Source organism: Pigmentiphaga litoralis (assembly GCF_014651835.1).
GTDB classification, from domain to species: Bacteria; Pseudomonadota; Gammaproteobacteria; order Burkholderiales; family Burkholderiaceae_B; genus Pigmentiphaga; species Pigmentiphaga litoralis.
In genome coordinates, this window is record NZ_BMXQ01000001.1 from 3752902 (window position 1) to 3774515 (window position 21614).

17 protein-coding genes are annotated in these 21614 nt (G+C 65.2%); 12 read left to right on the top strand and 5 right to left on the bottom strand.

What is annotated here, in order from left to right; translation table 11 throughout:
• Genes IE116_RS17170 through IE116_RS17180 form a run of 3 tightly spaced genes read left to right on the top strand, consistent with a single transcriptional unit; the run spans window position 1 to window position 2501 of the window.
• Window positions 1–471 carry an aromatic-ring-hydroxylating dioxygenase subunit beta gene (locus tag IE116_RS17170; RefSeq protein WP_189614142.1) on the top strand — a complete coding sequence of 157 codons (471 nt, stop codon included), beginning with the start codon at window positions 1–3 and terminating at the stop codon, window positions 469–471.
• Entirely contained in the window at window positions 468–1412 is a 945-nt protein-coding gene (locus IE116_RS17175; protein WP_189614143.1) for a PdxA family dehydrogenase, read from the top strand. Before IE116_RS17170 ends, IE116_RS17175 begins: the two co-directional genes overlap by 4 nt.
• Window positions 1413–1451: 39 nt before the next feature.
• Complete coding sequence (locus IE116_RS17180; protein WP_189614144.1) at window positions 1452–2501, top strand: 2Fe-2S iron-sulfur cluster-binding protein; 1050 nt, start codon at window positions 1452–1454, stop codon at window positions 2499–2501.
• Between the two features lie 63 nt (window positions 2502–2564).
• Here IE116_RS17180 and IE116_RS17185 read toward each other — a convergent pair whose 3' ends face one another.
• The 3 genes from IE116_RS17185 to IE116_RS17195 form a co-directional block, all read right to left on the bottom strand.
• Window positions 2565–3872 (bottom strand): LVIVD repeat-containing protein, encoded by a 1308-nt coding sequence (locus IE116_RS17185; RefSeq protein ID WP_189614145.1) that lies wholly within the window; start codon window positions 3870–3872, stop codon window positions 2565–2567.
• 36 nt (window positions 3873–3908) lie between these two features.
• Complete coding sequence (locus tag IE116_RS17190) at window positions 3909–4844, bottom strand: amidohydrolase family protein (protein ID WP_229828249.1); 936 nt, start codon at window positions 4842–4844, stop codon at window positions 3909–3911.
• 84 nt (window positions 4845–4928) lie between these two features.
• Complete coding sequence (locus tag IE116_RS17195; protein WP_189614146.1) at window positions 4929–5906, bottom strand: Bug family tripartite tricarboxylate transporter substrate binding protein; 978 nt, start codon at window positions 5904–5906, stop codon at window positions 4929–4931.
• 211 nt (window positions 5907–6117) lie between these two features.
• On the opposite strand from IE116_RS17195, the gene cuyB reads away from it, so the two are divergent.
• Complete coding sequence (gene cuyB, locus IE116_RS17200) at window positions 6118–7572, top strand: cysteate racemase (RefSeq protein ID WP_189614147.1); 1455 nt, start codon at window positions 6118–6120, stop codon at window positions 7570–7572.
• Here the strand turns inward: cuyB and IE116_RS17205 are convergent.
• The gene (locus IE116_RS17205; protein ID WP_189614148.1) at window positions 7569–8519 is read right to left on the bottom strand and encodes a LysR family transcriptional regulator; all 951 of its coding nucleotides are present in this window, start codon (window positions 8517–8519) and stop codon (window positions 7569–7571) included. The two genes, cuyB and IE116_RS17205, sit on opposite strands and share 4 nt — an antisense overlap.
• Window positions 8520–8690: 171 nt before the next feature.
• On the opposite strand from IE116_RS17205, the gene IE116_RS17210 reads away from it, so the two are divergent.
• From IE116_RS17210 to IE116_RS17225, 4 genes are all read left to right on the top strand, one after another.
• Window positions 8691–10373: a GMC family oxidoreductase gene (locus IE116_RS17210; protein ID WP_189614149.1), complete on the top strand. Its 1683-nt coding sequence runs from the start codon at window positions 8691–8693 to the stop codon at window positions 10371–10373.
• A gap of 83 nt (window positions 10374–10456) precedes the next feature.
• Window positions 10457–12373, top strand: a complete 1917-nt coding sequence (locus IE116_RS17215; RefSeq protein ID WP_189614150.1) for a hybrid sensor histidine kinase/response regulator — start codon at window positions 10457–10459, stop codon at window positions 12371–12373.
• A 134-nt stretch (window positions 12374–12507) separates the two neighbouring features.
• Window positions 12508–12861 (top strand): DUF1428 domain-containing protein, encoded by a 354-nt coding sequence (locus tag IE116_RS17220; protein ID WP_189614151.1) that lies wholly within the window; start codon window positions 12508–12510, stop codon window positions 12859–12861.
• 236 nt (window positions 12862–13097) lie between these two features.
• Window positions 13098–13637, top strand: coding sequence for a hypothetical protein (locus IE116_RS17225; protein WP_189614152.1), 540 nt, complete (start codon window positions 13098–13100; stop codon window positions 13635–13637).
• A 79-nt stretch (window positions 13638–13716) separates the two neighbouring features.
• Here IE116_RS17225 and IE116_RS17230 read toward each other — a convergent pair whose 3' ends face one another.
• Window positions 13717–15708: an NYN domain-containing protein gene (locus IE116_RS17230; RefSeq protein ID WP_189614153.1), complete on the bottom strand. Its 1992-nt coding sequence runs from the start codon at window positions 15706–15708 to the stop codon at window positions 13717–13719.
• 304 nt (window positions 15709–16012) lie between these two features.
• Here IE116_RS17230 and IE116_RS17235 point away from each other — a divergent pair, with 304 nt between their 5' ends.
• From IE116_RS17235 to otsA, 4 genes are all read left to right on the top strand, one after another.
• Complete coding sequence (locus IE116_RS17235; protein WP_189614154.1) at window positions 16013–17188, top strand: ABC transporter substrate-binding protein; 1176 nt, start codon at window positions 16013–16015, stop codon at window positions 17186–17188.
• A gap of 524 nt (window positions 17189–17712) precedes the next feature.
• A complete protein-coding gene (locus IE116_RS17240; protein ID WP_229828250.1) occupies window positions 17713–19248 on the top strand; it encodes a glucosamine inositolphosphorylceramide transferase family protein in 1536 nt (511 codons plus the stop codon).
• A gap of 77 nt (window positions 19249–19325) precedes the next feature.
• Window positions 19326–20228 (top strand): trehalose-phosphatase, encoded by a 903-nt coding sequence (otsB, locus tag IE116_RS17245; protein ID WP_308428247.1) that lies wholly within the window; start codon window positions 19326–19328, stop codon window positions 20226–20228.
• A gap of 17 nt (window positions 20229–20245) precedes the next feature.
• Window positions 20246–21613, top strand: a complete 1368-nt coding sequence (gene otsA, locus IE116_RS17250; protein WP_189614156.1) for an alpha,alpha-trehalose-phosphate synthase (UDP-forming) — start codon at window positions 20246–20248, stop codon at window positions 21611–21613.
• The last annotated feature ends 1 nt before the right edge of the window (window position 21614 follow it).

Below are 21614 nucleotides of genomic sequence, written 5' to 3' on the forward strand. Positions count from 1 at the left end.
ATGGCCGACTTTTCCAGTGAACGCCTGAGCGTGCTCAATGCCGAGTATGTTCGGTGCATCGACAACGATGCGGTCGAACAATGGCCCGACTTCTTTGTGGAGCGCTGCCTGTATGTCGTGAACACCGCCGACAATTATGCGCAGGGCATGCAGGCCGGCGTGATCTACGCCGACAGCCGCGCCATGCTGCATGACCGTGTGTCGGCCCTGCGTGACGCCAACATCTATGAGCAGCATCGCTACCGGCATATCGTCGGCACGCCGCTGGTGCTGGAACGCTCGGAAGAGGGCGCGCAGGCCGAAACACCCTTCCTGGTCGTGCGCATCATGCGTGACGGGCAGACCGATGTGTTCGCCAGCGGCCGCTACGTGGATCGCATCGTGGACGAGGCGGGCACGCTGAAGTTCGCGGAACGCATCGCCGTGTGCGACAGCCACAACATCGACACGTTGCTGGCGATCCCGCTATGACGACCGGCGCGCGCAAACGCATCGCGATCGCGCTGGGCGACGCCAACGGCATCGGACCGGAAATCGCCGTCAAGGCCGCACTGGCCTTGCGCAACGAACCGGTCGACGTGCTGCTGGTCGGGGATGCCTACGTGCTGCAGGCGCAACTGGACCGCATGGGGGAGGGCGCCGATGCCGTCACCATCGTGGACGTGCCCGCCTTGCCGCGCGATGCCTTCGTGCCCGGCCAGGTGCGTGCCGAAGCGGGCGCGGCCACCGTGGCCTATGTGCGTGCGGCGGTCGGCATGGCGCAGCGTGGCGAAGTGGATGCCGTGGTCGGGTGCCCGCACTCGGAAACGTCCATCCACCAGGCCGGCATCCCGTTTTCGGGCTACCCCGGCCTGATTGCCGAACTGACCGGCACCGCGCCCGATCAGGTGTTCCTGCTGCTGGTGTGTCCGGAACTCAAGATCGGCCACGTGACGCTGCACGAACCGCTGACCACGGCGCTGGCCCGGCTGACGCCCGAGCTGGTCGTGGATGCGGCCGTGGCCATGGCCGAGGCCATGGGCGCACTGGGTATGCCGAACCCGCGCATGGGCGTATTCGGCATCAACCCGCATGCGGGCGAGGACGGCCTGTTCGGCACGGAAGACGAAACCATCACGAAGCCCGCCGTGGCGCTGCTGCGCGAGCGCGGCCTGCAGGTCGACGGCCCCATAGGCGCCGACCTGCTGCTGTCGCAGCGCAAGCACGACGTTTACCTGGCGATGTACCACGACCAGGGCCACATCCCGGTCAAGCTGCTCAGCCCGCTGCAGTCGAGCGCGCTGTCGGTCGGCGGCGGCATTTTCTTCAGCAGCGTCGGCCACGGCTGCGCCTTCGACATTGCAGGTCGCGGCGTGGCTGATGCCACCGCCACGATCCGCACCGTGCGATCCCTGGCCGGTTTGGCTGGCTGACCCTTGCACGCCCGCACGGCTTTCATTTCCGAGACCCCCATGGCACACACCATCCAGATCGCCGATCACGACATTGCCTTTGCCGCCGACGCGTCCCGGTCGGTGCTCGACAACGCGCTGGCCGCCGGATACGAGATCCCGTATTCCTGTCGCAGCGGTATCTGCGGCAGTTGCCGCGGCAAGGTGGTTGCCGGCGAGGTGCGAGGCGGCAGCGGCGTGGGCGTGCTGGGCGATGACGAACGCCGCGAAGGCCACGTGCTGCTCTGCCAGGCGCAGGCCTGTTCCGACCTGACAATCGCCGTGCGTGATATCGAAAAACGCAATCCCGACGCCACCAAGTCGATCAAGGCCAAGGTGCACAAGCTGACGCAGGCCGCGCCTGACGTCACGATCGTGCACCTGCGCTTTCCGGCGGGCACCAAGGTGCGCTTCAAGGCCGGGCAGTACCTGCATGCCCGCCTGGAAGACGGCACCGTGCGGCACTACTCGATGGCCAATCCGCCCCAGCAGAACGATGGCGTCGAACTGCATATCCGGCACGTGGCCGGCGGGCGCTTTACCGCGCATCTGGCGGGCGAGATGCAGGTGGGGCACTACCTGGACCTGACCTTGCCCTTCGGTGACTTCACGGTGCGCGACGCGACCGACAAGCCCATGATCCTGCTGGCCAGCGGCACCGGGTTTGCGCCGGTCAAGGCCATCGTTGAAGACGCCATCAAACGCAAGACCACGCGGCCCATGACGCTGTACTGGGGCGCGCGCAAGGCGGCCGATGTGTACCTGGCGGACCTGCCCGCCAAGTGGGCGCAGAAGTATCCGTGGTTCAGGTTCGTGCCGGTGCTGTCGGATAGTGATAGCGACGGGGGCGGCGCGGCCCTGGAGGGCTGCCGCACCGGTTTCGTGCACCAGGCCGTGCTGGACGACCATGCCAGCCTGGCCGCGCACGAGGTCTACGCCTGCGGGTCGCCCGTCATGATCCAGGCCGCACGGCAGGCCTTCGTGGACGACCGCGGCCTGCCGCGCGACGCCTTCTTCTGCGACGCGTTCGTGCCCGCGGTGATGCCCGACGAGGTGTTCACGCCGGCTTGACGCTCGCTGGGCTTGCCGGGCTCGCCGGGGGCGCCGGGGTCACCGACGCCGGGGCCGCTGGCGTTACCGAGCATGCTCAAGAATGTCGAAGCCCGCATACCGGTCCACCATGTAGATCCGGTTGTCATCGTCAACGAACACGTCATTGGTCTGCGGCGCCGCACGGCCTTCCGCCGGGTCCGGAATGAAGTAGCCCACTTCGCGCGGTGACATCGGGTCGGCCACATCCACCACCCGCAGGCCGCCCGCGAACCAGGCGCAATACACCATCGTGCCGCGGCGCTGTTCCTGGAACTGATGGGCGCCAAACCGGCCTGGCGTCGCGCGGCTCCACGGGGAATCGAGCTCGCTGACCTCGTAGCTGGACAGCGCCTGGATGTGGGCCGGATCGGTCACATCCATCACCCACAGGCACCCGTGGGGCCGGCCCTTGCGGCGGTCCAGTTCTTCGGCATCGTGCGCGTGGTCTTCTTCGTCGATCGCCAGTGCGATGCGCCGCCCGCCTATCGGCTTTTCCAGCGGCATGAAGGTATGCGATGGCTCGGGGAAGGGCGGATGGTAGTTGTACATGCCAAGCGTGGTTGGCCGCGTGATGTCGCGGATGTCGATGATGCCGACCCCGCCATGCCACAGGCCCGCCCACAACTCATCGCCATAGCGCAGCGCATGATGCAGGCGGGTGCGGCGCCCGTTCCAGGTGGGCGTCTCGCCGCCCGCCAGGTGCTGGCCCGGAATCCACCAGCGCGACACTTCCTGGGGCTTGACGGGATTGCGGATGTCGTAGATCACCAGGATATTGCCGATATAGCCGGCCATTTCCGTAGAGATATACGCATAGTTTTCATCCATGTCGAAACGGTGCACGCCAATGCCGCCGGTCTTCTGGTGACACAGCAGGCGAGGGCGGGTCTTGTCCGACACGTCGTAGATCTTGAAGCCGCCGCGATCGTAGGGCTGCTTTTCGGCGGCCTCGACCGCCGGGATATCGACCTCGCGCACGTTCAGTGCGTCGGCCAGTTCGGCGTGCGTCGCGGCGCGGCCAAAGCGCTCGCGCAGCTTGATTCGCAGCCCGGGCAACTCGTCGGCCTTGCGCCCGATCAAGGTCATGTTGCGTTCGTTGTTCACGATCATGATGTCGCCAACCACCCGCGCCTTGTGCGTGTGCGACTCCGGATCGTCCAGCATGATCTGGCTGACGATGCGGGGGTTGCGCGGGTCCGATACGTCCAGGATGCTCGTGCCCAGGCCCGCCTTGTTCGGGATGTGGCCCACGTAGGTATGGTTGCCCTGCACGGTCACCTGGCCCGCGCCGGGCAGTTCCAGACGCGACAGGCGGTTGATGTTCTGCGTAAGCGGCGGGTGGGCGGACACGGTGGACTCCTGGAAAGCAAAGCGGGAACGCCGCCCCTAGGGCAGCGGCGGAAAGTCGTAAAGCGCGGACGGGTTGTCGACCAGCACGCGGCGCCGCAGGGCCGCATCGGGCGCCCACGTCTGCAACAGGTCGAGCAGGTCCCCGTCATTGGGCATGTCGCGCTTGACCATCACGTGCGGCCAATCGCTGCCCCACACCACCCGATCGGGCGCTGCCCTCAGCAGAGCTTCGGCCAGCGGCTGCACATCGGGGTAGGGCATCGATCCGGTCGAGATGCGGTAGGGCCCGGTCAGCTTGACCCACGCGCGGCCACGCGCCATCAACTCGAGCAGCCCCTGGAACGCGGGCGTGTCCACCCTTGCACCGGGGGCCATGTAGCCCAGGTGCCCGAACACCAGCTGCACCGGCAAATCGCCCAGCGACGTCGCCAGATCCGGAAAGGCATCGACGTGCATCAGCAGTTCCAGATGCCAGCCCAGCGGCGCGATACGGTCCGCCAGGGCGCGCACCTCATCCATCGGCAGTTCGCCCTTGCCGGTCTTGCGATCGACAATGTTGACGCGCACACCGCGAACGCCTGCCGCATGCATGGCCTGCAACGCGTCGGCATCCATCGTGTCGTCGATCACGGCCACGCCGCGGAACGCATCGCCGCCTGCTTGCAGCGCCGCCATTAGCACCGTGTTGTCGCTGCCGTACACGCTGGGCTGCACCAGCACCCCGCGCGTCAGGTTCAGCATACTGAGCATCGACCGGTAGGCCGGCAGCAGCGCGTCGGGCGGGGTGTAGATGCGGTCGGGTGAATACGCGTACTGATCGGCCGGGCCGCAGATGTGGGCATGGCAGTCACAGCCGCCGGTGGGCACCGTCAACGCGGGCGCGCGCGGTGCGGGGTCGGGCGCAGCGCACAGCGGCGCGCCTTGCAGGGTCGGGTCGGAAGAGGGCGTCTGGGTCGGCATGGAAAGGGGCATGGGCAGAAGTTCCAGGGCAGGCAATCGCAGGAAGTGAGGTCCGCTCAGATCATGCACCGTTTTTGCTCACCCGGTCATCGCGCCTCATTCCACGAACGCGCCCGAGTCCTGCACCAGCCGCGTCCACTTGGGTGTCTCGGACCGGATGAACGACGCAAAGGCCTCGGGCGTGCCGGGCGAGGCATCCACCCCCAGTTCGCGGAACTGCGCGCGCACCTCCGCACTATTGAGCGCGTTCACCATGATCTGGTTCATGCGCTGGATGATCGCCGGTGGTGTCCCGACCGGCACCACGATGCCATGCCAGCTCTCGGCCACGAACTGCGGCATGCCCGCCTCGACCATGGTCGGCACCTGCGGCAGCTCGTCCATCCGTTTCGGCCCCGTCACTGCCAGCGCCCGCAAGCGGCCCTGGTTGATATACGGCAGCGCCGATGCCGACGTCGCGAACATCATCTGCACCTGTCCGGCGATCAGGTCGGTCAACGCCGGTTGAGCGCCCTTGTACGGCACGTGCTCCAGCACCAACCCGGCCGACGTCTTGAACCACTGCCCGACCAGATGCGCCGCGGCGCCCGCGCCGGACGACGCATAGTTCAGCTCGCCCGGCTTTGCCTTGATGAGCGTGATCAATTCCTGCACCGACTTGGCCGGAACGTTGCTGTTCACAACCAGAATGCTCGGCTGCACCGCCACCAGTCCGACGGCGTCAAAGTCCTTTTCGGGATCGAAGGGCAGCGTCTTGTACAGGGCCGCATTGGTCGACAGGATCGAGTTGTTGCCGAACAGCCAGGTGTAGCCATCCGGCGCACTTTTGGCCACCGCCGCCGCCGCGATGTTGCCGCCCGCGCCGGGCCGGCTCACCACCACCACCGTCTGCCCCAGCGCGTCGCCCATCTTCTTGCCCACCAGCCGCGCCAGCACGTCGCTGGGTCCGCCCGGCGTGAATCCCACCACCAGATTGATCGGCTTGTCGGGCCAGGCCTTCTCGGTCTGCGCGACTGCCGGAGCGACCCCCAGCAGCAGGGCAGCGATCGCTGCCATCAGGCGTTGCATGACCATGCGTGTCTCCAGACCGCCGATGCGCCGGCGTGTATACCGGTCCGCAGTCTTGCGCCACGGATGCGACACAGTGTGGTCAAACCCGATGACATCCGCAACGGCTTACGGTGAACAGTGTGTTCACCGGATCGGGGTGATCCGCTCCCGGCGCAGCCGAGATCCCCCGGGAACCGGTAGACTGCATCACCCCCGACCTTCACGGACCCCTGCCATGCCGCTTTCTACCGACCCCCAAGCGAACACCTTCCTGGGCATCATCGGCGGGCTCGGGTCACTGGCGGGTGCAGACCTGTTTCTGAAGCTGGTCAAGAGCCAGCCGGTGCTGGCCGACCAGGGCACCTACCACTTCCTGTTCGAACAGCACCCGTTCAAGGACGTGTCGGTGCCGCTCACGCCGCACGCGAGCATGACGTCGCGCAAGTTCTATGTGTTCCAGGTCTGCCAGTCCTTCCAGACCCGCAAGGTGGACGCCGTGCTGCTGCCGTGTTTCGCGACGCATACCTTTCGCGACGAACTGCAGGCCGAACTGGGCATCGCCCTGATCGACATGATGGCGGGTCTGCGCGAGCACGTGGATCGCAGTCCGCTGCAGCCGACGCGCCTGGGTGTGCTGACCTCGGACTACGTGCGCCAGAGCCGGCTGTTCGAGCGGTATTTCGGTGACCGCTACACCTTGGTGTACCCCGGCGCCGCGGCGCAGGAACACTTGATGGACGCGGTCTATGGCGCGCAGGGCATCAAGGCCGGGCGCCTGGATGGACCCGCATTGGAATACGTGGAAAGCGCCAGCCTGGACGTGATGGGGCAGGGCGCCGAACTGGTGCTGCCGGGCATGACGGAACTGTCATTGGTCAGCTCGTCCTTGCAGCAACGCGGCGTGCCCTTTGTGGACGTCAACGAGGTGTACGCCGACTACGCCACCCGATCGCGCACCGTGGCAGCGCCTGCGCCCTTCAAGCTGGGCATTGTCGGCGGCATCGGTCCGGCCGCCACCGTGGACTTCATGGGCAAGGTGGTCAGGCACACACCCGCCGGGCGCGATCAGGACCACATCAAGATGGTGGTCGAACAGAACCCGCAAATCCCCGATCGCACCGCGCATCTGTTGCACCAGGAGGCCGACCCGAGCGTCGCGCTGTACGCGACCTGCAAGCGGTTGGAAAGCGAAGGGGCGCATGCCATTGCGATTCCGTGCAACACGGCGCATGCCTTCGTTGAACGCATTGAACCCCATCTGACGATCCTCATCGTCAACATGTTGACCGAGACGGTGGCGTACATCCGCCGGGTGCACGGCGCCGACCTCCCGATCGGCCTGCTGGCCACGGCAGGCACGGTGGCCAGCCGCGTGTATCACGACGCGGCCGATGCCGTCGGCCTGCAATTGATCGTGCCCGACCCCGCGCACCAGGACCTGGTGACAAGCGCCATCTATGGCGAGCATGGCGTCAAAGCGGGGTGGTCTGAAGGGGTGTGCGTCGACCAGTTGATGACCGCGGCCGGGCACCTGGTGGGCCGCGGCGCGCGGGTGCTGATCCTGGGGTGCACCGAGCTGCCGCTGATCGCCGCGCATGCCCCCGCAGTGGAACTGGCCGGGACGACGGTGGCGTTCGTGGACCCGACCACCATCCTGGCGATCCGCTGCGTGGCGCTCGCCAAGCCCTAGGCGCGGTCACCGCCACGCCGGTCACCCGCCGGCCACAAGCCCAGGCCTTCATCCCAATACGGCGGCTGCCCGAACGCCCCGCCCAGAAAGTCCACGAAGGTGTGCACGCACGTGGCCATGGTGGGGTTGGGCAGATACGCGGCATACAGCACCAGGTCAGGCAACGCATGATCCGGCAGCAGCCGTTCCAGCCGGCCGTCGCGCAGCGGATCGCCCGCCACCATCGATGGCATGGCGCCAATGCCCAGGTCCTGCAACACGGCCTGCAATACCGCGTCGGCATTGTTGGCACGCAGGTTGCCCGTGACCCGGATCGTCTGCGATCCCGACGGGCCTTCGAACCGCCATTCCCCCTTGCTGTTCGTGGTCCGCACAATGCAGTTGTGACGCGTCAGGTCCTCGGGGGTGGCAGGCCGGCCGTGCCGTTCCAGGTACGCCGGCGTGGCGCACACGACCTGCCGCAAGGGGAGCAGACGCCGCGCAACGAACGACAGCAAGCGCGGTTCTTCGGCCTGCCGCACCACGACGTCGGTGTTGCCGCTGACCAGGTCGGCAAACTTTTCGCTGAGCTCGAGTTCGATCGATACATTCGGGTAGCGCTTCAGGAAGCGCGCGATGGCCGGCACCAGATGCAGGCGGCCGAATGAGATCGACGCGCTGACCTTGACCGTGCCGCCGGGCGCATCGCGAAACTGCTCGAGCTCGTGCCGTGCACCGTTGGCGTGGGCGATCAGTTCGTGGCACCGCCGATGGAAGATCTCGCCCGCCGCGGTCAGGCCGACGCGGCGCGTGGTGCGGTTCACCAGCTTCACGCCCAGGGTGCGCTCCAGGTCGGCAATGTGCTTGCTGACGAGCGCCTTCGACAGGTCGAGCTTGGCCGCGGCGCGCGAAAAGCTGCCCAGGTCGGCAACCGCCGCGAAGGTGACGAATTCGTTCAGATCCAGCATGACGGCGGGCCGGCTACCAAGGAAGCGCTTACCGTAGCGCAAGCCGCTCGCAGGCGATACGTGGTTTCCCCGATCCTGGATGAGCCTGGGGCATACCCTAGACGCTGCAATCCACCGCTCAGCAACTGATATCGTCGCCGGGATTCCTTCTTCCTTCCCGGGCGAGCTTTCATGACCGACTCCGCAGCGTTCGACTACATCATCATTGGCGCGGGGTCGGCCGGGTGCCTGCTGGCAAACCGGCTGAGCGCGGATCCGGCCTGCCGGGTGTTGCTGATCGAAGCGGGGTCCAACGACAACTACCACTGGATCCACATTCCGGTCGGTTATCTGTACTGCATCGGCAACCCGCGCACCGACTGGCTCTATGCCACCGAACCCGACGCCGGCCTGAACGGCCGCAGCCTGCGCTACCCGCGTGGCAAGACCCTGGGGGGATGCTCCAGCATTAACGGCATGATCTACATGCGCGGCCAGGCGCGGGACTACGACGGCTGGGCCAAGGCGACCGGCGACGACACCTGGCGGTGGAATCACGTCCTGCCCGCCTTCATGAAACATGAAGACCACTACCGCGGCGCCAACGCCCTGCACGGCGCGGGCGGCGAATGGCGCATCGAAAAACAGCGGCTGCGGTGGGACATCCTGGATGCCTTTGCAAAGGCGGCCGAACAGGCCGGCATTCCGGCGTCCGATGACTTCAACCAGGGCGACAACGAAGGGGTAGGCTACTTCGAGGTCAACCAGAAGAATGGCTGGCGGTGGAACACGGCCAAGGCATTCCTGCGTCCCATCTGCATGCAGCGGCGCAACTTTACCCTGTGGACACGCACGCATGTGCAGGGCCTGACCATGACCTCGCAACCCGATGGCAGCACGCGCTGCACCGGGGCCACGGTGGTGCGTGACGGGCGGCGGATCGACGTGACCGCCCGCAGCGAAGTCGTGCTGTCGGCGGGCAGCATCGGGTCGCCGCATCTGCTGCAATTGTCGGGGCTGGGTCCTGCCGCCTTGCTGGCGCGGCATGGCGTCACGCCGCGTCACGACCTGCCCGGCGTGGGGGCCAATTTGCAGGACCACCTGCAGATCCGCGCGGTATTCACGCTGCGCAATACGCGCACGCTCAACACGCTGGCGTCGACCTTGTGGGGCAAGGCACGTATCGGCCTGGAATACTCGCTGTACCGTACGGGTCCAATGAGCATGGCGCCGAGTCAGCTGGGCGCCTTCACCCGCAGCTCACCCGACCAGCCGCATCCTAATCTGGAATTCCATGTGCAGCCGCTGAGCCTTGATGCCTTTGGCGAGCCGCTGCACCGTTTTGACGCATTTACCGCCAGCGTGTGCAACCTGAATCCGACCAGCCGCGGCAGCGTCACGCTGCGCAGCCCGCGCGCGAGCGATGCGCCTGCCATTGCGCCCAACTATCTCAGCACGCCAGAAGACCGCAAGGTTGCCGCGGATTCCTTGCGGGTGACGCGTCGGATCGTTGCGCAGCCGGCGCTTGCGCCCTTCATGCCTGAGGAATTCAAGCCCGGTCTGCAGTACCAGTCGGATGAAGCCTTGGCCACCCTGGCAGGCGACATTGCCACGACCATCTTCCATCCGGTGGGCACCTGCCGCATGGGCCGTCTGGATGATGCGCATGCCGTGGTCGACGCGCGCCTGCGCGTGCGGAATGGCCGGGGCGGTGTGGTCGCGGGACTGCGCGTGGTGGACGCCAGCATCATGCCCACCATCGTCAGCGGCAACACCAATTCGCCCACGCTGATGATTGCCGAGAAGGCGGCCGGATGGATACTCGACGATCGTGCAAAAGCCCTATCGGCTGTACCGTCTCTTGCGACTGCGTAAGAAATCTGTGAGATTATCGGCCGGCCAGGACGTCATGGCATCACGCCCGCACCACGAATCTTCTTGACGGAACCGCTACTTCGATGACCAGCCCGCCTCCCCAGACCTTGCGCGATCTCGCGGAGTCCGAACGTATCCGCCTCCTCGTGGAGGGTGTCACCGACTATGCGATCTACATGCTGGATCCCGATGGCTATGTGAGCAGCTGGAACCTGGGCGCTCAACGCTTCAAGGGGTATCTGCCGCACCAGATCATCAGCCAGCATTTTTCCGTGTTCTATACCGATGACGACCGCGCAAGCGGCCTGCCGGCCAGGGCGCTGACCATCGCGCGCGAGACAGGCCGCTTCGAATCCGAAGGCTGGCGGGTGCGTCGCGATGGCACCCGCTTCTGGACCAGTGTGGTGATCGATGCGATTCGCAACGATCAGGGCGTGCTGATCGGCTACGGCAAGATCACGCGCGACATCACCGATCGCAAGGCGGCGCAGGACGCGCTGCGCAAGAGCGAAGATCAATTCCGTCGCCTGGTGCAAGGCGTGACCGATTACGCCATCTACATGCTGTCGCCCGAAGGGGTGGTGACCAACTGGAACCAGGGCGCCGAACGGATCAAGGGATACAGCTCGACCGAGGCCATCGGCATGCATTTTTCCTGTTTCTATACCGAGAGCGATCGCGAGGACGGCGTGCCGACGCGCAGCCTGGCGCTGGCCGCAAGAGAAGGCCGCTACGAACAGGAAGGCTGGCGCGTGCGCAAGGACGGAACGCGCTTCTGGGCGCATGTGGTGGTCGATGCAATTCACGAGCAGGGCGAGCTGGTCGGCTTTGCGAAAGTGACGCGTGACGTCACCGAACGCAAGCTGGCTGCCGAAGCCCTGGAACGCGCGAACACCGCGCTGTTCCAGGCGCAAAAAATGGAAGCGATCGGCCAGCTGACAGGCGGGGTTGCGCATGACTTCAACAACCTGCTGTCGGTCGTATCGAACAGCCTGGAAGTACTGGCCACGCGGCTGCATGAGCATGCCGACGTGCGCATCCTGGACGCCATGCGGCGCGCCGTCGACCGGGGCGCCACACTGACTCAGCAGCTGCTGTCGTTCGCCCGCCAGCAACCCTTGAAGGTCGACACGCATAACCTGAACACCGTCATTCGCGGCTTCGAATCCGTCCTGCAGCGCGCCGGAAATTCATCAGTACGGTTTGATCTGAACCTGGCGCCGCAACTGCGCCTGGTGCAGGTCGACGCCGCGCGTTTCGAAGCGGCGCTGCTGAACCTGGTCGTCAATTCACGCGACGCCATGCCCGAGGGCGGCGAACTGATCATTTCCACCGTCGACGTCGACCTTGCGGAACATGCCGTGGGGCGTCTGCCGGCCGGACCGTATGTGAAAGTGTCGGTGCGCGACACCGGATCGGGCATGCCGCCCGACGTGGCCGCGCGCGCCTTCGAGCCCTTCTTCACCACCAAGGCGGTGGGAAAGGGCACCGGCCTTGGCCTGAGCCAGGTCTACGGGTTCTTTGTGCAGTCGGGCGGCGACATCGCCCTGGATACATCGCCCGACCACGGCACCACTGTCACGGCCTACCTGCCTGCCATTGCCGGCGACGCCCCCGCCGACGCCGATGCCAGTCCGGACACCACCGTCGAAACCGTGCTGCTGGTCGATGACGAACCCGACGTCATGGATGCCGCAGCCGAACTGCTGCGCAGCATCGGCTACGCGGTGATCACCGCCAGCAACGGGCCGGACGCGCTGGAACTGCTGCGCCGCCGCAATGACATCGACATCCTGTTCACCGACGTGGTCATGCCCCAGGGCATGAGCGGCATCGAGCTGGCCCGGCTGTCGCTGGGCATCGCGCCAGGGGTGAAAGTGGTGCTGGCGTCCGGTTACCCCTTGCCTGCATTGAAGACCGACTTCGACGACCTCGATCAGTTTGCGTTCATCAATAAACCCTATCGGCTGGCGGATCTCGCGAGGAAACTGCGGGCGTGATGCCTGAGTGGTTCGGATCGTCATGCATCGTGTCGATCTGACGAGTTCCCGATCGTCGAAGGGGTAGGAAGGCGCGCCGCGCCTTCCACGCCGGGGCAGCCGCCACCGGCGCCTTCTTTGCATCAGGAGACGTCATGAACTACATCGATGGATTTGTAGCCGCCGTACCCAACGCCAATCGCGAGCAATACATTGCCCATGCCGAACGGGCGGCCGAAGTCTTCAAGGACTTCGGGGCGTTGCAGGTGGTGGAATGCTGGGGAGACGATGTGCCCGAGGGCACGCTGACGTCGTTTCCCATGGCGGTGAAACGGGGCGACGACGAGACGGTCGTATTTGCGTGGATCGTGTGGCCGTCGAAAGCCGTACGGGACGTGGGCATGGACAAGGTCATGAACGACCCCAGGCTGAAGTCCGACGTGGAGCCCATGCCGTTCGATGGCAAGCGGATGATCTACGGGGGGTTTCAGGTGGTCGTGGACGCGTGATGGCGTTGCCGGCGGGCGATGATGCGCAGGCAAGGGCACGACGACGGGGTGCCGGGCAGTTGCCTGGTGTTTGACGGTGACTGGGCCAGGCGGGCAGGGCCGTGGCGCTGACGGCTACACTGGCGGAACTGTCCCCGACTCAGGGACGCGCGCCGTGACCGTTTCCTGCAGTCATTTCTGCATTCATTTCTGCAGTCATTTCTGCAGTCATTTCCGCCGTCCGCTACTGTTCCTGCATGAAACCTCAAGACATCCTGCTGCTGCTCAAGCTGGTCAGCATCCAGACGCCCGAGCGGGACGACTGGACCGATCCGGCGTTGATCGCCCTGCACAGCGTGCGGGCGCTGGCCTTGTCCACGGGCATCAGCAAGTCCGAAGTGGCCTTGTCCTTGCAGCGCAGCTTTGCCAATGGCCTGGCCAGGCGCGACGTGCGCACGGATATTCCGCTGCCGGTGCGGCCGGCATTGATTGAATTCCTGACGCACGGGCTGCGTTATGTCTACCCGGCAACCCCGGGGCCCCTGACGCGCGGGATGATGACCGGCGGCGCCGCCATACCCGGTCCGGCGCGGCTGACCGCAGGCGATGCCTTGGCGCCCGTGTGGCCAGATCCGGCCGGACGAGGCGGCGGACCGGCTGTCGTACCACTGTTCTGGTCTGCGCCCGACGCGGCGCGCGAAGATGCCCGGCTGTACGCCCTGCTTGCCGCCGTCGACGGGGTCAGGCTCGGTGAGCCGGACGCCGCCAAACGGTTGGCGGCCGTGATCGCAGGATGACAGTGGCGGGATTGCAGCGGCGCGGGGGCAGGCAGGCAGGCCGGCCGATCTACGGGCCGGCCAAGCCGCCGCGACGCTGTCAGCCTTCCTTGGGTTTGCGCGGAAGGCGGCTGCGTGCCGGGGCCGGGCGAGGCGATTTGCGCGCGGACTTGGCGGCGCGTTTGGCGGGGGCGGCGGTGTCGCCCGTGCTGTCGCCGTTATCGGCCGTGCCGCCGGCAGTGTTGCCGTCCGCAGCGCCGAGATTGTCGGGAGTGCCGGGAGTGCCGGTATCGCCCGGGTTGCCAGCGTTGCCAGTCCCCGCGGATGCCGGCCGGGCGTCATCCCCCTGCTCAGCCGCCGCAGGGGCCGAACCCGCTCCGCCTTCAACCGACTCCGGCATGCCCGGGGTCGACGAGGCGTCCGACGACGGCGTCGTCTCGGCATTACTGCGCCGCCGCTGCGCATTGCGGCCCGGGCGACGGCCTACCGGAGCGGGCGATTCATCCATGCCCAACCGCACGCCGGCTGCACCGCCCGACACATCGGCATCGGCCTGCGAAAAAGCGGGGGCGTCAGCAGGCGCAGCGGCATCGGACGATCCCTCGTCCGCGGCATCCGCCGACGTCTTTGCGGCAGCCCCGGCCTTGCGTCGGCCGCGTGGCTGCCGGCGATTGCCAGGCGCCGGCGCGGCCGCATCGTTGGTCGTTGCATCACTGGCCATGGCGCCCCCGGTGGCGGCATCATCGGTACCTGCACCGTCCGCCATAACGTCATCGGCACCGGCCTCCACCGCATGTGCCCGGCTGCCCCGCGGTGCACGGGTGCCCCTCGCCAAGGGCGTGGGCGGGTCATCGTCCTCCACGTCGTCGTCATCCGCCAGCCGGTAATCCGACTGCACGGGTTCCGACCGCGCATCGCTGCGTCGCGCATTGCTGCGACCATCGAACGGGTCATCCACGAACTCGTCATCGTCATCGTCATTGTGCGACCGCGCCGCCTCCTGCAAGGCCTCGGCGTCGAAACGCACATCCGGCAGCGGGTGGCCCGTCCCGACAGGCTTGTCCACCACCGGTTCGGTCAGGTCATGCGACACAAAGTTCGCGGCCATGGCATCGCCGCCATCCTCGAACAGGCCTGGCGTATCGTCATCGCGGCGCTCGTTGCGGCGGCTGCCGCGGCCACGCCGACGGGGTTCGCCGCGTGCCGACGATTCCTCGGGCGCATCGACCAACGCACTGTCCGGGGCCACCGACGTTCCCGCGCCATTGCCGCGGTAGACGAAGGTGCCGGATTTGTCGTCACGACCGACTTCCAGCAGGCCACGCGACTGCGCTTCTTCCAGCAGGTTGCCAAAGGCCCGGAAGCCGTAGTAGGCCTCGTTGAAATCGGGCTTGCGGCGCTTGATGGCTTCCTTGAGCACCGACGCCCAGATCTTGCCGCTGTCGCCCCGTTCGGCCACCAGGGCCTCGAAGGTTTCGGACACGATCTCGACCGCCGTAGTGCGGCGCGTGTCGACATCGTCGCGGCGCTTCTTGGCCGGCTCGTCCTCACGGGTGCGGCGGGCCGGCGCGGCCTGGACCGCGCGCGTCTCGCGCTTGGCCGCGGCGCGCTGGATCTCGCGGACCAGGTCGTCGTAAAAGATGAATTCGTCGCAGTTGGCGATCAGCAGGTCCGACGTGGACTGTTTCACGCCCACCCCGATCACCTTCTTGGCGTTCTCGCGCAGCTTGGACACCAGCGGCGAAAAGTCTGAATCGCCGCTGACGATCACGAAGGTGTCGACATGCGACTTGGTATAGCAAAGGTCCAGCGCGTCCACCACAAGGCGGATGTCGGCCGAATTCTTGCCCGACTGGCGCACGTGGGGAATCTCGATCAGCTCGAAATTGGCCTCGTGCATGGTCGCCTTGAAGTTCTTGTAGCGGTCCCAGTCGCAATAGGCTTTCTTGACGACAATGCTGCCCTTGAGCAGCAGGCGCTCAAGCACCAGCTTGATGTCGAACTTTTCGTATTGGGCGTCCCGCACGCCGAGGGCGACGTTTTCGAAGTCGCAGAACACCGCCATGCTGACGTTGTCTTGGGATGAGGTCATAAGGTATCCATTAAAAGGCGCGGCCGGAAGGCGACACGGCTCAGGCGCTTCCATCATAGCCATTACGGCCCGAGGCAGCCGCAAGCGAACGCAACAGGGTCCTTCGGCCCCTGGCAGGCACCCGCCGCCCCCTCGGCCATCCCCACGGGGAAATCCCGGTCATATTCGGGTTTACATCCTGGGGATTCCCCCTGGAAACCCGCTACGATTCCGCCAGAGCCTGCTCAGGCGATTCCTGCGCCTGCCGCGACGTGCGATGCCGTAGCGCGCGCCCGGCTCACCCCACACGTTTTACGGAGATCTCATGAATAACAAACGCAATCTGCTCAAACTCGCTGCGGCCATCATGGCAATGGGCGCGGCTGCAACGCCGGCCCAGGCCCAGGAAGTCGTCAAGGTCGGCCTGATCCTGCCGATGACCGGTCCGTTCGCGTCCACCGGCCGCCAGATCCAGGCCGCCGCCCGCCTGTACATGGCGCAGCACGGCTCCACCGTCGCCGGCAAGAAGATCGAACTGATCGTGCGCGACGACGCCAGCGTGGCCGACACCACCAAACGCATGGCGCAGGAACTGGTCGTGAACGACAAGGTGAACGTGCTGGCCGGCTTCGGCCTGACGCCGCTCGCGCTGTCGACGGCCCCGATCGCCACGCAGGCCAAGGTGCCGATGGTCGTGATGGCCGCTGCCACCGCCATGATCACCGAACAGTCGCCGTACATCGTGCGCACCGGCTTCACCCTGCCGCAAGCCACCCTGGGCATCGCGCAATGGGCGCCCAAGAACGGCATCAAGAAGGTCGTGACGCTGGTGTCCGACTATGGTCCGGGCATCGACGCACAGGACTCCTTCAAGAAGGTATTCACGGCCGGTGGCGGAACGATCGCCGAAGAGATCCGCGTCCCCGTGCGCAACCCGGACTTCGCGCCCTTCCTGCAACGTGTGCGTGACGCCAAGCCCGATGCGGTCTTTGTGTTCGTGCCGTCGGGTGTCGGCGCCGCGTTCATGAAGCAGTTTACCGAGCGCGGTCTGGACAAGGCCGGCATCAAGCTGATCGGCACCGGCGACGTGACCGACGACGATCTGCTGAACGACATGGGCAACGCCGCGATGGGCGTCGTGACCTCGATGAACTACACGGCGGCGCTGAACACGCCGGCCAACAAGACCTATGTCGAGGCCTTCGGCAAGGCCAACAACGGCCTGCGTCCGAACTTCCACAGCGTGGGCGGCTATGACGGCATGCACGTCATCTACGCCGCGCTGGCAGCCACCAAGGGCGACGCAAAGGGCGATACGCTGCTGGCCGCCATGAAGAACCTGAAGTGGGAGAGCCCGCGCGGTCCGGTCATGCTCGATGGCGCCACGCGCGAGATCGTCCAGAACATCTATATCAGCAAAGTTGAACGGGTCAACGGCGCGTTGTACAACGTGCCGTTCGACAAGATAGAAGCCGTCAAGGACCCGGCAAAAATCAAATAATTTCTCGTCCTGCTGGCCGTCCCCTCTTGGGCGGCCAGCCCCACCTCTCGTTCCACCTCGCGAACAATTACCTCAACTTTTGAGACTATCTGCCGCTGAGCGCGAAACCCGCGTCAGTGCACGAGTTCGTACGTACGCTAGGTGCATATTCAGTTTAGATTCAGCCCCGTTTACTGCGTATCTCATCTCAGCCTCCACCCCAAACGGCGCTCGTCCATAACGGCTCGTCCGTAGCCATCCGCTAAGCGATCCGTGGGATTGCACCGACGTTCGCCCTAGGCCGATCGCACGCTGGCTTCACAGGGGTTCCGGGCGCAGCATGACCCCACTTGCCGACATCACCGAATGCCGGGCCCGAACCACTGAAACCCTGCGCAAAGACAGGTGTAAGCCTTCAAGGGGGCGTCATGCACACAACAGGAACACGGAAACGTCGGATCGGTCTACTCATTGACCGCATCGACCAACCGGGCTGGATTCGCGATCTGGCTGTTCGATTGTCCGAAGATCCGGACACCGAAAGTTTGACTCTGATACTGGCGGAGTATCAGATCAATGAACTCCCCAAGGACTCGCTTTCCGAAAAGCTGTCCGACCTCGCGCTTGGCGCCTTGCAGCGTGCAGAATCGCATTTGTTGAACGCGGCCGAAGTGCAGCTGTTCCATCGCGAAGACATGCGTCCCCAGGTTCCGAATGCCCGGGTGCGTGGTCTGGTCGTTACGCCGTCGGCGACCGCGCCACGGGAGTGGACCACCGACGATACCCGCCAGCTGCGGGCCTCGGGCGAGTTCGACCTCGTGCTCGTGCTGGGCATGCCGATCGTGCGGGGCGACGTCGTCAACATGCCGCGCCTGGGCACCTGGACCATCCAGCATTCCGACATGTCGCTGAGCACCGATCGCCATGCCGGCTTCTGGGAAGTGCGCGGCGCCCGCGATCACTCCACGCTGTCGATCGTGCGCCTTGGCGCCGATGCGGCCAGTGACGAACGTGTCATCTCGCGCAGCTTCAATACCGAATTCTATTGGCTGAAGAACAAGGCCCGCGCGCTGAGCCTGGGCAATCTCGCCCTGCTCGACGTGCTGGCTGAACTCGACGCCGCACCCGCCGCGCAGTCCCGCGGGTCCCGTGTGCCTGCACCGCATGCCTTGTCCAAGCGCAACAAACAGGCGCTCAAGCCAGGCTGGCAGATTGCGAGCTACGTCACGCGCCAGTCGTCCGTCATGGCCGGCATGCTGATGCGCCGGTATCAAAAGAAAGACGTGGTGTGGCGCGTCGCGCTCACCAATGGCACGCCCACCGGCGCCATCCCGGCCACGCTGCGTCCACCGAAAGGCCGCTTCTTTGCGGACCCGTTCGTCTACACGCATCAAGGCCAGCCCTACATTTTCTTCGAAGACTATGCCTTTGCGGAAGGCCGCGGCAAGATCTCGGCAGCTGTCTGCAAAGACGGACAATTCGAGTTCCTGGGCGTCGTGCTGGACTTGCCGTATCACCTGTCGTTCCCCTTCCTGTTCGAACATGAAGGCGAGCTGTACATGCTGCCCGAGACCTGCGGCAACCGCACGATCGAACTCTGGCGATGTACCGAATTCCCATTGAAATGGGAACTGGCAACGACGTTGATGCGCGATATCTCGGCGGTCGACACCATCCTCTTCCCGCACGACAAGCGCTGGTGGATGCTGACCAATATTGATCGCACCAACAACAGCAGCCACAGCGACGAACTGTTCGCGTTCTACGCGGACTCGCCCACGTCGACGGAATGGACGCCGCATGCCTTGAACCCGATCGTCTGCGATCCCGACAAGGCACGCAACGGCGGCATCATCATCACCGAGAACGGTGACATCGTTCGCACCGCGCAATACCAGGGCTTCTGCCACTATGGCAAAGGCCTGTCCTTGAACCGCATCGTCGAACTTACGCCGACCACGTATCGGGAAGAAAGCGGCGCGGTGCAATATCCGGACTTCGTCAAGGAACAGCATCCGTCCATGCATCACTTCCACCGGCATGGCGGGTATGCGGTATTCGATTTCGGCTTCAGGGAGTAAGGCGGTAGCGCCACGTTCGATGGCGCGATACCACCTGGACTTCTGACTCGGCTCGCTCCAGGCCGGCACAGGCAGCAATGCTTATGCCGGTCCTTTTTATTGCAGCTGCGCCATCTACGGTCGAGCCAATCCGACCCCTTGCGTGCACGACGAATCCAGCAGTCTGTTACCGAGCCTTAAACCTTCCTTACGTTCGTGCGCGCATAATCGCAAGCATGCACCAACTGCCTACTTCCATTGACGGTCTGGCGCTATTCCTCGATTTTGACGGCACCCTAGTCGATCTCGCACCGCGCCCTGATCTCGTCCACCTGCCCGACCCCGTGCGCCATTCGTTGCGCGATCTTGCTGCACGAACCGGGGGCGCCCTGGCGCTCGTCTCGGGTCGTCCCATCGCAGAAATCGACCACTACCTTGCCCCCCTGAACCTGCCCGCCGCCGGTTTGCACGGCGCAGAGCGGCGCAGCCTGGACGGCACCATCCGCCGCTTCGACGTCGATCGCAATGAAGTCGCCGTCATGCGCCACGCCGCGCAAGCCTTCGTGGATGCCACCCCAGGATTGCTCCTTGAGGACAAGGGCATCGGCATTGCCATCCATTACCGCCAGGCACCCGAACACGCCGACGCCGTGCGCAGGCTCGCGATCACCCTGATTGCGCCGCGCCGCCGCTCGTTCACAGTGCAACCCGGAAAGATGGTGGTCGAAATCAAACCCCGCGGCCTCGACAAGGGCAGCGCCATTGCCGCCTTCATGCAGGAAGCCCCGTTCGCCGGACGACGCGCTGTCTTTCTGGGCGACGACCTGACCGACGAAAAAGGCTTTGCCGCGCTGCGCCGCCTGAGTGGCGGTGGAGATCGCGGCGGCATCGGCGTCAAGGTCGGCGAAGGTCCGACCCAAGCGCCCTGCCGCCTGCCCGACGTCGCCGCCGTTCATCATTGGTTAGCCGACCTCGCCGCACACGCGCCGTCAGCCCACTAACAAAAAGGAGAAACACCATGGGCCGTCTGGTCATCGTTTCGAATCGGGTGGCTTCCATCACCCCCGGCAAAGCGTCCACCGGCGGCCTGGCCGTCGGCATCGGCGACGTCCTCGGCAAAGCCGGCGGACTCTGGTTCGGCTGGAACGGCGAAACCTCGCCGCAGTCCCCGGAACAGGTCCAGGTAACCGAACACGGCAACATCACCCTGGCCACCATCGGCCTCAGCCGCAAAGACTACGAACAGTATTACCTCGGCTTTTCCAACAACGTTCTGTGGCCAGCCTTCCACTACCGCAGCGACCTGATCCGCTACCAGCGCGACGAATACGAAGGCTACCAACGCGCCAACCTCTGGCTGGCCGAAAAACTATTCCCCCTGCTTAAGCCCGACGACGTCATCTGGGTGCACGACTACCACCTGATCCCCATGGCGGCCGCCCTGCGCGCCATGGGCATCAAGAACAAGATCGGCTTCTTCCTGCACATTCCCTTCCCCACCCAGCCCATCCTGACCTGCATTCCACCGTCGACGGAACTGCTGCGCGCGCTGAGCCACTACGACCTCGTCGGCTTCCAGACCCCCAGCGACCGCCAGGCCTTCGTCGACTGCCTGACCCGCGAATCCGGCGCCTGCAAACTGGACGAAGACAACCTGCAGATGGAAGGCCGCATCGTGCGGTCCGGCGTCTACCCCATCAGCGTCTACCCCGACGAAATCGACGACCAGGCCCACACCGCCGCCAGCCGCCGCCACCTGCGCCGCCTGCGACAAAGCTTGATGGACCGCAAACTGATCATCAGCGTCGACCGCCTGGATTATTCCAAGGGGCAGTTCGAGCGGTTTCGTGCGTTTGAAAAGCTGATGGAGATTCAGCCCTCGCACCGTAGCGCGTTGTCGATGGTGCAGATCGCGCCGCTGTCCCGGTCGGATATCAAGACGTATCAGAAGATCCGTCATGATCTGGAAGGCGAGGCCGGGCGGATTAACGGTCGGTTCGGGGATATTGATTACACGCCGATCCGGTATATCAACCGGAATTACGAGCGCAGTACGTTGATGGCGTTTTTCCGGGGTGCGCAGGTCGGGGCGGTTACGCCACTGCGGGACGGCATGAATCTGGTCGCGAAGGAATATGTCGCGGCCCAGCATCGGGATGATCCGGGCGTGCTGGTGTTGTCACGGTTCGCCGGTGCGGCTGCGGAGTTTGATGGCGCGCTGCTGGTGAATCCGTATGACACGCTGGGGATGGCTGAGGCGATGCATCGCGCGTTGACGATGCCTAAGGAAGAGAGGAAGGAAAGGCATTCGTCGATGTTGCAGCAGTTGAAGACGAATGATTTGGGGGCTTGGTGGAGGCGGTTTTTGGGGGATTTGGCGGTTTGAT